This is a genomic window from Lysobacter sp. K5869 (assembly GCF_018847975.1).
Classification (GTDB): domain Bacteria; phylum Pseudomonadota; class Gammaproteobacteria; order Xanthomonadales; family Xanthomonadaceae; genus Lysobacter.
In genome coordinates, this window is record NZ_CP072597.1 from 14,043 (window position 1) to 25,755 (window position 11,713).

General features: G+C 70.6%; 9 protein-coding genes and 1 riboswitch. Of the genes, 6 read left to right on the forward strand and 3 right to left on the reverse strand.

The annotated features are described in order from the left end of the window. Nucleotides 1-62: 62 nt before the first annotated feature. Nucleotides 63-1,940: a phosphomethylpyrimidine synthase ThiC gene (gene thiC, locus J5226_RS00050; RefSeq protein WP_215837827.1), complete on the reverse strand. Its 1,878-nt coding sequence runs from the start codon at nucleotides 1,938-1,940 to the stop codon at nucleotides 63-65. Nucleotides 1,941-2,052: 112 nt separating this feature from the next. Then, nucleotides 2,053-2,161: riboswitch (TPP riboswitch) on the reverse strand. A gap of 112 nt (nucleotides 2,162-2,273) precedes the next feature. Here thiC and J5226_RS00055 point away from each other — a divergent pair. Further along, nucleotides 2,274-2,903: a hypothetical protein gene (locus J5226_RS00055; protein WP_215837828.1), complete on the forward strand. Its 630-nt coding sequence runs from the start codon at nucleotides 2,274-2,276 to the stop codon at nucleotides 2,901-2,903. A 27-nt stretch (nucleotides 2,904-2,930) separates the two neighbouring features. Here J5226_RS00055 and J5226_RS00060 read toward each other — a convergent pair whose 3' ends face one another. Then, the gene (locus tag J5226_RS00060) at nucleotides 2,931-4,070 is read right to left on the reverse strand and encodes a M23 family metallopeptidase (protein WP_215837831.1); all 1,140 of its coding nucleotides are present in this window, start codon (nucleotides 4,068-4,070) and stop codon (nucleotides 2,931-2,933) included. Between the two features lie 556 nt (nucleotides 4,071-4,626). Here J5226_RS00060 and J5226_RS00065 point away from each other — a divergent pair. The 4 genes from J5226_RS00065 to thrC all read left to right on the forward strand — a co-directional run bounded on the left by J5226_RS00065 (nucleotide 4,627) and on the right by thrC (nucleotide 10,481). After that, the gene (locus tag J5226_RS00065; protein ID WP_215837832.1) at nucleotides 4,627-5,178 is read left to right on the forward strand and encodes a YbhB/YbcL family Raf kinase inhibitor-like protein; all 552 of its coding nucleotides are present in this window, start codon (nucleotides 4,627-4,629) and stop codon (nucleotides 5,176-5,178) included. Nucleotides 5,179-5,540: 362 nt separating this feature from the next. Further along, complete coding sequence (thrA, locus tag J5226_RS00070; protein ID WP_215837833.1) at nucleotides 5,541-8,102, forward strand: bifunctional aspartate kinase/homoserine dehydrogenase I; 2,562 nt, start codon at nucleotides 5,541-5,543, stop codon at nucleotides 8,100-8,102. Next, complete coding sequence (locus J5226_RS00075; protein ID WP_215837834.1) at nucleotides 8,099-9,073, forward strand: homoserine kinase; 975 nt, start codon at nucleotides 8,099-8,101, stop codon at nucleotides 9,071-9,073. Before thrA ends, J5226_RS00075 begins: the two co-directional genes overlap by 4 nt. A gap of 100 nt (nucleotides 9,074-9,173) precedes the next feature. After that, a complete protein-coding gene (thrC, locus tag J5226_RS00080) occupies nucleotides 9,174-10,481 on the forward strand; it encodes a threonine synthase (protein ID WP_215837835.1) in 1,308 nt (435 codons plus the stop codon). Between the two features lie 108 nt (nucleotides 10,482-10,589). Here the strand turns inward: thrC and J5226_RS00085 are convergent, their stop codons facing one another. Continuing rightward, complete coding sequence (locus tag J5226_RS00085; RefSeq protein ID WP_215837836.1) at nucleotides 10,590-11,174, reverse strand: hypothetical protein; 585 nt, start codon at nucleotides 11,172-11,174, stop codon at nucleotides 10,590-10,592. Nucleotides 11,175-11,458: 284 nt separating this feature from the next. On the opposite strand from J5226_RS00085, the gene J5226_RS00090 reads away from it, so the two are divergent. After that, the gene (locus J5226_RS00090; protein ID WP_215837837.1) at nucleotides 11,459-11,638 is read left to right on the forward strand and encodes a hypothetical protein; all 180 of its coding nucleotides are present in this window, start codon (nucleotides 11,459-11,461) and stop codon (nucleotides 11,636-11,638) included. The last annotated feature ends 75 nt before the right edge of the window (nucleotides 11,639-11,713 follow it).

Sequence of the window (11,713 nt, forward strand, 5' to 3'; positions counted from 1 at the left end):
CGGCCGGAGGTCGCGGTCGCGGCTCGCGCCGCTCCTACAATCGCCTCCGGCCGGTGTCGGCCTTAAGCGCGGCGATACACCTCGGCGCCCTGCGCGCGGAACTCGGCCGACTTCTCCGCCATGCCCTCGTCCAGCGCGGCCTGCTCGTCCACGCCGTGTTCCTTGGCGTAGTCGCGCACGTCCTGGGTGATCTTCATCGAGCAGAAGTGCGGGCCGCACATCGAGCAGAAGTGGGCGACCTTGTGCGCGTCCTTGGGCAAGGTTTCGTCGTGGTACTCGCGCGCGCGCTCCGGGTCGAGGCCGAGGTTGAACTGGTCTTCCCAGCGGAACTCGAAGCGCGCCTTGCTCATCGCGTTGTCGCGCGCCTGCGCGCCGGGGAAGCCCTTGGCGAGGTCGGCGGCGTGGGCGGCGATCTTGTACGCCATCAGGCCTTCACGCACGTCGTGCTTGTTCGGCAGGCCCAGGTGTTCCTTCGGCGTCACGTAGCAGAGCATCGCGGTGCCGTACCAGCCGATCATCGCCGCGCCGATCGCGCTGGTGATGTGGTCGTAACCCGGCGCGATGTCGGTGGTCAGCGGGCCGAGGGTGTAGAACGGCGCTTCGCCGCAGACCTCGAGCTGCTTGTCCATGTTCTCCTTGATGAGCTGCATCGGCACGTGGCCGGGGCCCTCGATCATGGTCTGCACGTCGTGCTTCCACGCGATCTGGGTCAGCTCGCCCAGGGTTTCCAGCTCGCCGAACTGGGCCGCGTCGTTGGCGTCGGCGATCGAGCCCGGACGCAGGCCGTCGCCGAGCGAGAACGCCACGTCGTAAGCCTTCATGATTTCGCAGATTTCCTCGAAGTGGGTGTAGAGGAAATTCTCCTTGTGGTGCGCCAGGCACCACTTGGCCAGGATCGAACCGCCGCGCGAGACGATGCCGGTCACCCGCTTGGCGGTCAGCGGCACGTAGCGCAGCAGCACGCCGGCGTGGATGGTGAAGTAGTCCACGCCCTGCTCGGCCTGTTCGATCAAGGTGTCGCGGAAGATCTCCCAATTGAGCTCTTCGGCGCGGCCGTCGACCTTCTCCAGCGCCTGATAGATCGGCACCGTGCCGATCGGCACCGGCGAATTGCGGATGATCCACTCGCGGGTTTCGTGGATGTGCTTGCCGGTGGACAGATCCATGACCGTGTCCGCGCCCCAGCGGATCGACCACACCAGCTTCTCCACTTCCTCGGCGATGCCCGAGGACACCGCGGAGTTGCCGATGTTGGCGTTGACCTTGGTCAGGAAGTTGCGGCCGATGATCATCGGCTCGCTTTCCGGGTGATTGATGTTGTTCGGGATGATGGCGCGGCCGCGCGCGACTTCGTCGCGCACGAATTCGGGGGTGATGATCTTGCCGATGTCGGCGCCGAAGCTGTGGCCCGGATGCTGGTTGAGCAGGTGCGCTTCGCGGATCGTCTCCAGCCGCTGGTTCTCGCGGATGGCGATGTACTCCATCTCCGGCGTGACGATGCCGCGGCGGGCGTAATGCATCTGGGTGACGTTGGCGCCGGCGAGCGCGCGGCGCGGCAGCGGACGGTTGCCGAAGCGCACGTGGGCGAGCTTGGGGTCGTGCTCGCGCTGGCGGCCGAATTGCGAGGACAGACCGGCGAGCAATTCAGTGTCGCCGCGCTCGGCGATCCAGTTCGCGCGCAGCGGCGCCAGACCGGCGGCGAGGTCGATGGTCGCGTCCGGGTCGGTGTAGGCGCCGGAGGTGTCGTACACCGCCAGCGGCGCGTTGTCCTCGCCGCCGAAGATGGTCGGCGTGCGCGCCAGCGCGATCTCGCGCATCGGCACGTTCAGGTCGGGGCGCGAGCCTTGCACATGGATCTTGCGCGAGCCGGGGATCGGGCGGGTGACGTCGGCCGACAACTTCTCGGCTTGCTGGATCAGCTCGGAGGGAACCGCGTTCATGGGAATTCGTCCGCTTTGGAGGGGAGCTTTGGGAAGACAAGCCGGCCGCACACCTGACGGTGCGGCGCTGCGAGCCCGGAGGCTCGCGCAAAGCGGGCGCGCGGACGCGGGATCCGCGTCGCACGAAGCTTCCCTACGGCGGTCTCAACCGCATCAGGTTCGAAGGGACTGTCTCAACCGGACGGCCGTGTCGGCCCGCCGCGGTACCCCCGCTTCAAGTGCGCATTAGACCCGGAAACCCGGCCGGGCGCCAATCCCGGCCGGCGGCGACCGCCGTCGCAGGCCCGCGCGGCCCGCCTTGCCGGCGTCGCGCGCGGCCGCTAGCGTGCGTGCATGAACCCACGCCGCCCGCTCGTCCTGCTGCCCCTCGCCGCCGCCTTGCTGCTCGGCGGCTGCCTCCTCGGCCACACCGTGCACCCCTCGCCCGCGGCCGAACGCGCGGCGGCGGACGCGCGCGCGAGCCGGTTGTTCGAGCGCCTGCGGCCGCTGTGCGGGCAGGCCTTCGCCGGCCGCATCGTCGCCGACACGCCGCGCAGCGCGGACGATCCGTTCATCGGCAAACGCCTGATCATGCACGTGCGCGGTTGCGAGACCGACACCATCCGCATCCCGTTCCAGGTCGGCGAAGACCGCTCGCGCACCTGGGTGTTCGACCGCCGCGCCGGCGATCTGCGCTTCAAGCACGACCACCGCCACCGCGACGGCAGCGAGGACGAGCTGACCATGTACGGCGGCGACCTCAAGCCCGGCGGCGAAGGCGACCGCTACGAATTCCCGGCCGACCCGCAAAGCCGCTCGATGTTCCGCCGTTTGGGCCGCGAAGTCTCGGTGCCGAACGTGTGGGCGGTGGAGATCGACGGGCGGCGCTTCGTCTACGAACTCGCGCGCCCCGGCCGCTTGTTCCGGATCGAATTCGATCTCACCCAACCGGTGCCCGCGCCCCCGCCGCCGTGGGGCGGTTGAGGACGCGGGCGACGACGCGGTGCCGGCTCAGTTCGGACCCGGGTTGGGGTAGTAGCCGTAGCAGTAGTTCTGCCCGTTCTTGGTCAGATAAAAGCGATTGCAATTGGTGTCGTAGCTGCTGCCGGTCGCGGTGATGCGATAGCCCGACAGGTACGCGCCGTTGAGGTGATAGAAGCTGCCGTTCTGCTTCAGCGACCAATGCTGGTGCGGTCCGGTCGAGCTGCCGCCGTTGCACAGCGCCTGCGCCTGGGTGTTGGCCGGATTGGCGATGGCGGTGTTCATCGACACGTTGGCGCCGGTGTTGTACTGGATGTTCATCAGGTGGTAGTAGGTCGTCGACCAACCGCCGCTGTGCACGATCTCGGCGAAGCACGAGGAGTGGCGCTTGAACGAACCCGCCGCCGACGCCGACACCCAGTTGCCGCTCTGGTTGCTGCCCCAGCCGCCGCCGCGCGACATGTCCAGCGACGACATCGGGTAGTTGCCCGAGCCGGTGTTGGTGTGCGCGCCGCCGACATGCCAGCTCGCGCCGCGCGGGAACGGGAACTGCAGCAGGCCGTTGGGCGAAAGCGGCTGCACGTCCGGGCCGGACTTGGCGAAGCGGTCGGACGGCGCCTTGGCCTGGCGCGGCTCGTTGAACAAACGCCCGTAAATCAGCTGGAATTCGCCGTCGCCGCGCAACGCGGCCGCCGGCTCGCTGTCGCCGGAACGCTGGAACAGCGCCTGCAGCGGATTGGCCCGGGCCAGCGTCACCGGCCCCTTGGCGCCGTCGGGATCGCGCTCGTACAGCGATTGGCGCAGCGCCAGCGCGACTTCGCGCGTCTGCGCGCCGAAACCGTCGGCGCGCGCGAGCTTGCCGAACGGACGCTTGGGCGCGTCGCCGCGCTTGGCGCTGATCGCGCCGCTCTGCTGCTCCATCAGCGCGATCAGCACTTTCGGGCTGATGCCGCTGTAGCCGGCCCAGTGCGAAATCTCTTCCGAATGTTTGCGCAGCTGCGGCGCGTGCTTGGCCAGATACGCGTCGATGTCGAAATCGAACATCTCGTCGTAGGAATACACCAAGTCCTCGCCGCTGAGCCCATGGCCCTGCGCGCTGGCGTTGCCGCCGATCGCCGCCAGCGCACACAGCAGCGCCAGCCCCAGTCCCGCCTTGGAAATCTTCTTCATGGTCCGCTCCCGAGAAAGACAGTGAAGAGTCGATGGACAGCGTCGAAGCCCTAGCGGCCGAACCGCGCGGCGAACGGCGCAGGCGAGTGCGCGCACGACCGTTCGTCATCGTCGGAACGCCCGCGATTCGCTGTCCGTACACCGCGGGCGGCCGGACTCTGACCGCGCGCGTCGGCGCTGTCGTGCGACGCAGTTCAAATCGGCGCCGTGCATGCGCCGGCGCACGGCCGTTTCTCGATTCGCTTCACAGCGCGCGAGAGAGCGCGTCGCAAACCGGCGCGGCGAGCATGAACGCAAATGGGAGCAGCGCACACAATGCGGCCGCGGCGCGCGCGGTTTGCTGCGATGCCGCGCGCCGACGCGCCGCTGCGGACGCGGACGGCGCGCGGCGTGAATGCATTGAGTGCGCACGCGCCGATGGACGCGCGCAGGGAAACGGCAACGACCGTCCACGCGCTCGGCACGCAGGCAGCGGAATCCGCGTTGCGCCGGCCAGCGGCGCGCTCGCGCCGCGCTTCTGCGACACTGTCGCCCCGCACGCCAAGGAGAGCCGCGCATGTTCCGTTCCCATCGTTCCCTGCTGACCGCGCTGCTGGCCGTGGCCGGCCTGTCGTCGGGCGGCTTCGCCCACGCCGACGAGTTCGTCCTGCAAAGCGCCGACCTCGCCGCGGGCGAAGCGGTGCCGGCGATCCACCTGTTCACCGCCTGCGCCGGCGGCAATATCTCGCCCGCGCTGGAATGGAAGAACCCGCCCGTGGGCACGCGCAGCTTCGCGGTGACCGTGTTCGATCCCGACGCGCCCACCGGCAACGGCTGGTGGCATTGGGCGGTGGTGAACCTGCCGGTCGCCACGACGACACTCGAACGCGGCGCCAAGCCGCCGGCGAGCGCGCTGCAACTGCGCAACGATTTCGGCCAGACCGGCTACAGCGGCCCGTGCCCGCCGCCGGGCAAGCCGCATCGCTACGAGTTCACGGTGTGGGCGCTCAAGAGCGACAAGCTCAAGCTCGACGCCAAGACGCCGGCCGCGCTCGGCGGGGTCATGGCGCGCGCCGACGCGCTCGGCCACGCGACGATCACGGTGCAGTACGGACGGCCGAAAAAGTAACCGCGGAAACCATCGCCCGCGGTCGCGTCGCCGCCGCCGGCGCGACCGCGAAGCCGCGCCGGCGCGGGCTTTGCGCCGGCCGCACATTTTTTCGCCGGGCCTCTTGACGCGCCGCACAACGGCACGGTATTGCTAAGCCCATGCACGCCGCCATCGCCCTCGCCCGCTCCGTCTCGACCCAGCCGCACGGCCGGGTATCGGCCGTCGCGGCGATGTCGATTACCACCACCGGTACCGGTACCACTCTTCCCAGGGTGCGGACGGGCGTGTCCAGATAAAGACCACGCCGCTCCGCACCCGACCAGGGTGCGGGCCGCCGGCCTCACCCTGACGGACCCGCGGAGCTCCACCAGGAGCCTGCCATGTCGTCCGCCCCACCCCAAGCCGCTTCCGACGCCCAGCCCGACGCGGCCGCGGCCGAAGATCACCTTGCCGCCGATGCCGCCGCCTATGCCGTACCGGCGTATCCGCCCGCACGCCACGCGCATAAGTTCGGCGGCAGCAGCCTCGCCGATCCCGACCGCTACCGCGTCGCCGTCGGCCTGCTCGACGACGGCGCCAGCGAGCGCATCGCCGTGGTCTCGGCCATGCAGGGCGTCACCGACGCGCTGGTGGCGATCGTCGATGCGAGGCTGAGCGGCCAGGATTGGAAACCGGCCTGGACCACGCTGCGCAAACGCCATCTCGACACCGCGCTGTCGCTGGACCCGCACCGCCGCCACGGCGTGCTGGAAGCGCTGGAAGCCGAGTTCGCGCAACTGCGCGACACACTGGACTGCCTGCACTCGCGCGACGAAAAAACCCCGCAAGCGGTGGCCGGCCTGGGCGAGGTGTGGTCGTCCTACCTGATCCACGCCGCGCTCGGCGGCGACCCGGCCGGCTGGGCACGGCTGGACGCGCGCGAGGTGCTGGTGGCGCATCCCAGCGAAATGGGCATGGCGGTGGATTGGGCGCAAAGCCGCGAGAACCTCGCCGCGTGGCGAAAACGCAACGCCGCGACCAACGTGGTCGTCACCGGCTTCGTCGCCCGCGACGCCCACGGCTACGCCACCACGCTCGGCCGCAACGGCAGCGACTACTCTGCGGCGATCTTCGCCAACCTGTTCGACGCCGACGCGCTGACCATCTGGACCGACGTCGACGGCGTGCTCTCGGCCGATCCGCGGCTGGTGCCCGACGCGGTGTGTTTGCCGTCGATGTCCTACGCCGAAGCCTGCGAACTGGCCTATTTCGGCGCCAAAGTGCTGCACCCGCAGACGATGGCGCCGGTGCAGCAGCGCGGCATTCCGCTGCGCATCCGCAACACCCGCAACCCGCAGGAACCCGGCACGCTCATCACCTTGCGCGCGCACCCCGGCGCGACGCCGGTGAAGGGGCTCAGCCTGGTCCACGATCTGGCCGTGCTGGAGCTGGTCGGCAACGGCCTGGTCGGCGTGCCCGGCGCGGCCGAGCGCCTGTTCGGCGCGCTGCGCGCGGCCGGCGTGTCGGTCACCATGATCTCGCAAGGCTCTTCCGAACATTCGATCTGCTGCGTGGTCCGCGCCGCCGAGGCCGAACGCGGCCGCGACGCGATCGTCGCCGCCTTCGCCGAAGCGATGGCCGACGGACAGACGCAACACGTGCAAGTCACTCCCGACATCTGCGTGCTGGCCGCGGTCGGCGACGGCATGGTCGGCCAGCCCGGCGTGGCCGCGCAGCTGTTCGACGGTTTGGCCAAGGCACGGGTCAACCTGCGCGCCATCGCCCAGGGCGCGGGCGAGCGCAACATCTCCGTGGCGATCGCCGCGCGCGACGCCACCCGCGCGCTGCGCGCGGCGCATTCGGCGTTCTGGTTGTCGCCGCAGTGCATTTCCATCGGCCTGATCGGCCCGGGCAAGGTCGGCCGCGCGCTGCTCGCCCAACTCGCCGCCGCGCAGCCGCGGTTCCAGCGCGAAACCCGCCCGCAGCATCGCCTGGACCTGCGCCTGCGCGCGCTCGCCGACAGCCGGCGCATGCATCTGGCGCCGCGCGCGCTCGGCTTCGACGATGCGCACGCGCTCGACGCCGAATCCGAAGCGCTGGATCTGGAACGCTTCGCCGCGCACGTGCGCGCCGAACACATCCCGCACGCGCTGATCGTCGATTGCAGCGGCTCCGACGCGGTCGCCGCGCGCTATCCCGAATGGCTCGCCGCCGGCATCCACGTGGTCACCCCGAGCAAGCACGCCGGCGCCGGCCCGCTGGCGCGCTACGAGGCGATCCGCGAAGCCGAGCGCCACGGCGGCCAGTTCCGCTACGAAGCCACGGTCGGCGCCGGCTTGCCGGTGATCCAAACCCTGCGCTCGCTGCTCGACACCGGCGACGAACTGACCGAAGTCGAAGGCATCCTGTCGGGCACGCTGGCCTGGCTGTTCAACCGCTACGACGGCCGCACGCCGTTCTCGCAACTGGTGCGCGAGGCGCACGAACTGGGCTACACCGAGCCCGATCCGCGCGACGACCTGTCCGGCACCGACGTGGCGCGCAAGCTGGTGATCCTGGCGCGCGAAGCCGGGCGGCCGCTGTCGCTGGAGCAGATCGAGGTCGAAAGCCTGGTGCCCGAGCAACTGCGCGAGGTGTCCAAGGACGAGTTCTTCCAGCGCCTGGACGAGCTCGACGCGCCGCTGCAGCAGCGCTTCGACGCCGCACGCGCGGCCGGGCTGAGCCTGCGCTACCTCGCCCGCCTGGACCGCGACGGCCGCGCCAGCGTCGGCGTGGTCAGCCCGCAGCCGGGCCACGCGGCTTTGCACGGCGCGCTCACCGACAACCTGATCCAGTTCCGCACGCGCCGTTACGCCGATAATCCGCTGGTGGTGCAAGGCCCGGGCGCCGGCCCGGACGTCACCGCCGCCGGCGTGTTCGGCGATCTGCTGACCATCGCCCAAACCCTCGGAGCCCGCGCATGAGCGCTGCCCTACCTTCCGCCGACGCCGCCGACGCGAAGCCCGCGCAACAAGCGCGCGCGTTCGCGCCCGGCAGCGTCGGTAACATCGGCGTGGGCTTCGACGTGCTCGGCCATTCCATCGAGGGCGTGCGCGATGTCGCCACGGTGCGGCGCATCGACGAGCCGACGGTGCGCATCCGCGCGATCCGCGGCGCGGTGCCGGGCGCGGATTCGCTGCCGCTGGAGGCCGCGCGCAACACCGCGGGACAAGCGCTGATTTCGCTGCGCGAGAAGCTCGGCCTCGCGCACGGCTTCGAGTTGGAATTGGATAAGGGCATTCCGCTCGGCTCCGGCCTGGGCGGTTCGGCGGCTTCGTGCGTGGCGACCTTGGTCGCCGCCAACGCGGTGTTGGCGAAACCTTTGTCGCGCGATGCGCTGTACGAATTCGCGCTCGACGGCGAATCGGTGTCCAGCGGCAGCCGCCACGGCGACAACGTCGCGCCGATGCTGCTCGGCGGCGTGGTCATGGCGACTTCGACGCGGATGATTCCGCTGGCGGTGCCCGAGTGGCTGCACGCGGTCGTGGTGCATCCCGACCAAGTGCTGGAAACCCGGCGCGCGCGCGCGGTGCTGGCCGATCCGTATCCGTTGTCGCAGGTGGTCAAGCAGAGCGCGCACCTCGCGCTGTTCCTGACCGGCCTGCAGCGCGGCGACGCGGGCCTGCTGCGCGAAGGTTTGGTCGATCTGCTGGTGGAACCGCGCCGCGCGCCGCTGATTCCCGGCTTCGCCGCGGTCAAGGCGGCGGCGTTGGACCACGCCGCGCTCGGCGCCAGCATTTCCGGCGCGGGCCCGAGCTGCTTCGCCTGGTTCGCCTCGCGCGGCGACGCGGCCGCGGCGGCGCCGGCGATGCGGCAAGCCTTCGCCGACGCGGGCTTCGACTCGCGCGCCTACGTCACCCCGGTGGCCGGGCCGCGCGCGGAGGTACTCGACTGAGTCCGTTTGCGTTCCGCCGCGACGATTGATCTCTCGCCTATCGCGACGCGCGGCGCTTCCGCACCGAAGCGCCCTGCGCAGCCCCCACCTCGGATTCCGCATGAATTTCCTCAGCACGCGCGGCCAGACCGCGCCCACCGCGATCGACGCCGCGCTCGCCGCCGGCCTCGCCCCCGACGGCGGCCTCTACGTTCCCGAATCGATCCCGCTGTTGGCGCAACCGCTCGCCGCGCGCTCGTTGCCCGACACCGCGCACACCGTGCTCGCGCCCTATTTCGCCCGCTCGGCGCTGCGCGACCGCCTCGACGATCTGTGCGCGCAGGCGTTTTCCTTCGACGCGCCGCTGCGCGCGCTGAACCCGCCCGACACCTGGCTGTTGGAGTTGTTCCACGGCCCCACCGCCGCGTTCAAGGATTACGCCGCGCGCTTCCTCGCCGGCGCCTTGGCCGGCTTGCGCGCGGCGGACGCGGCGGACACGACCATCGTCGTCGCCACCTCCGGCGACACCGGCGCCGCGGTCGCGAGCGCGTTCCACCGCCGGCCCGGCTTCCGTGTGCTGATCCTGTATCCCGACGGCCGCGTCTCGCCGCGTCAGGCGCACGGCCTGGGCTGCTGGGGCGACAACGTGCAAGCGCTGCGCGTGGACGGCGATTTCGACGCCTGCCAGCGTCTGGCCAAACAAGCGCTCGGCGACGAAGCGCTGCGCGCGCGGGTGCCGCTGAGCTCGGCCAACAGCATCAGCCTCGGCCGGCTGCTGCCGCAGGCGGCGTACTACGCGCACGCCGCGGCGCAGTACTACGCGGCCCACGGCGAGCCGCTGAACTTCATCGTCCCCACCGGCAATCTCGGCAACGCCTGCGCGGCGCTGGTGGCCAAGCGCATGGGCGCGCCGGTCGGCGAACTGCGGCTGGCGACCAACGCCAACGACACCTTGCCGCGCTACTTCGCCGGCGCCGACTACGCCGCCCAGCCGACCCGCGCGACCCTCGCCAACGCGATGGACGTCGGCGCGCCGAGCAATTTCGAGCGCCTGCGCCACTGGTATCGCGACGACGCCGAACTGCGCGCCGCGATCCAGGCCGAGGGCGTGGACGACGCGACCATCGCCGAAACCATCCGCGCCGCGCCGCAGCGCTACGGCATCGTCCCCTGCCCGCACACTGCGACCGGCCTGCGCATGCTGGAGTCGTTGCGCGCGCAAGGCGACGAGCGGCCGTGGGCAGTCGCGGCCACCGCGCATCCGTCCAAGTTCGACAGCATCGTCGAACCGCTGGTCGGACACGCCGTCGAACCGCCGCCGGCGCTGGCCGCCTCGCTGGCGCGGCCGGCTTCGGCCGAACCGATGGCGGCGGACTATGCGGCCTTGCGCGAGCGCCTGCTGGCCGGCGCGCTCGCCGACGCGGTGTAGGCGCCGCGCGCGAACCGAAGCTCAAAGCGCCTCGGCGGCGACAGCGGGCGGTCCGGCGCGGCGATAGGCGGCCCACTGCAGGCTGGGCCTGCGGTGGACCGCGCGCCCTCAGCGCTCGGCCTCGTCCGCCTGTGCGCAGGCCAACGCCGCCGAACGCCCTCCGGCCCCGTCCGGCCTACCGCCGGACACGACCGGCCCCATTCCGGCCGCGTAGTCGAGCCCGATCGTCCGGCGCGAAAAACCCGGCCGCAGCCGCACCGCGCCGAACGCATTGCCGGACTCGATGGTCGGATCGATCGCGTAGCCGACCTCGTCGCCGTAGTAGCCGTGCGGCACCGCGGTCGCGGCCAGGCGCAGTCGGTAACCGTGCAGGACATAGCGCTGCAGCTCGAACTGCGGCGGCAACACCAAGGTGCCGAGGGCGTAGCCGCGCGGTTCCACCTGATAGCCGCTGCCCAGCGCCCGACCGGGCAGTTCCAGGGTCGCCACCGTATACGCCACCGCGTCGTCGCCCGCGTCCGCATCGGCCTCCCACACGCTGGCGCCGACCCGCGGATCGAGCCAGAGATAGGTGTCGGCGCGTCCATTGCAGACCACGACCGCCAGCCGGTGCTCGGACAGATCGTGTCGCAGCATGTGCAGATACAGGCCGCGGCCACACCCGAGCGCCAACAGGCCGGCCATCGCCAGCACGCCCAGGATCGCTCGCGGTGTTCGTGCCCAGGCAGGCAGTCGGTGTGGGAAGGGCATGGTCCGCTCGCTCGATCGGTTCGCGGCGACCGACATGGCGCGCCGCCTCGCCGGCCCGATCCGGACCGGCGCGGGCAGGTTCCTGCATGCGTGTGCGGCCGCCGAGAAGCGAGCGTGAATCCACAACGCGGCGCTCGTCGCCATCCGCCGCGACCGCGGCCACGGTTCGCGATGGTTTTCCAGGAAACTATTGACAAGGCCCAAACGGCCATGTTCTTCTCGACCCCATGACGCAGCGCAGCAACCACCGCCAGACGACTTCGAAGGCCATCGCGGCCTCGAGCGAGTCCGCGCGCGCCGCGCAGCTTCGCAGCACCCTGCTCAAGGCCGCTCCGGCCATCGCAAGCATTATTCTTGCCCTCGTACTTATTACCTCGCTCACCAGCGCGGGATACGGGTTCGTGTAGCAAAACCACACCACCCGAAGGTCGAAAGAACCTGAACCCCGCGCCCAAAAGGCGCGGGGTTTTTCGTTTTACGGC

Bases quoted from the DNA above. Each gene is read 5' to 3' on its own strand.
- J5226_RS00075 (WP_215837834.1), top strand. From the start codon at position 8,099: ATGAGCGCTGCCCTACCTTCCGCCGACGCCGCCGACGCGAAGCCCGCG.
- thrA (WP_215837833.1), top strand. From the start codon at position 5,541: ATGTCGTCCGCCCCACCCCAAGCCGCTTCCGACGCCCAGCCCGACGCG.
- J5226_RS00055 (WP_215837828.1), top strand. From the start codon at position 2,274: ATGAACCCACGCCGCCCGCTCGTCCTGCTGCCCCTCGCCGCCGCCTTG.
- thiC (WP_215837827.1), bottom strand. From the start codon at position 1,940: ATGAACGCGGTTCCCTCCGAGCTGATCCAGCAAGCCGAGAAGTTGTCG.
- thrC (WP_215837835.1), top strand. From the start codon at position 9,174: ATGAATTTCCTCAGCACGCGCGGCCAGACCGCGCCCACCGCGATCGAC.
- J5226_RS00060 (WP_215837831.1), bottom strand. From the start codon at position 4,070: ATGAAGAAGATTTCCAAGGCGGGACTGGGGCTGGCGCTGCTGTGTGCG.
- J5226_RS00065 (WP_215837832.1), top strand. From the start codon at position 4,627: ATGTTCCGTTCCCATCGTTCCCTGCTGACCGCGCTGCTGGCCGTGGCC.
- J5226_RS00090 (WP_215837837.1), top strand. From the start codon at position 11,459: ATGACGCAGCGCAGCAACCACCGCCAGACGACTTCGAAGGCCATCGCG.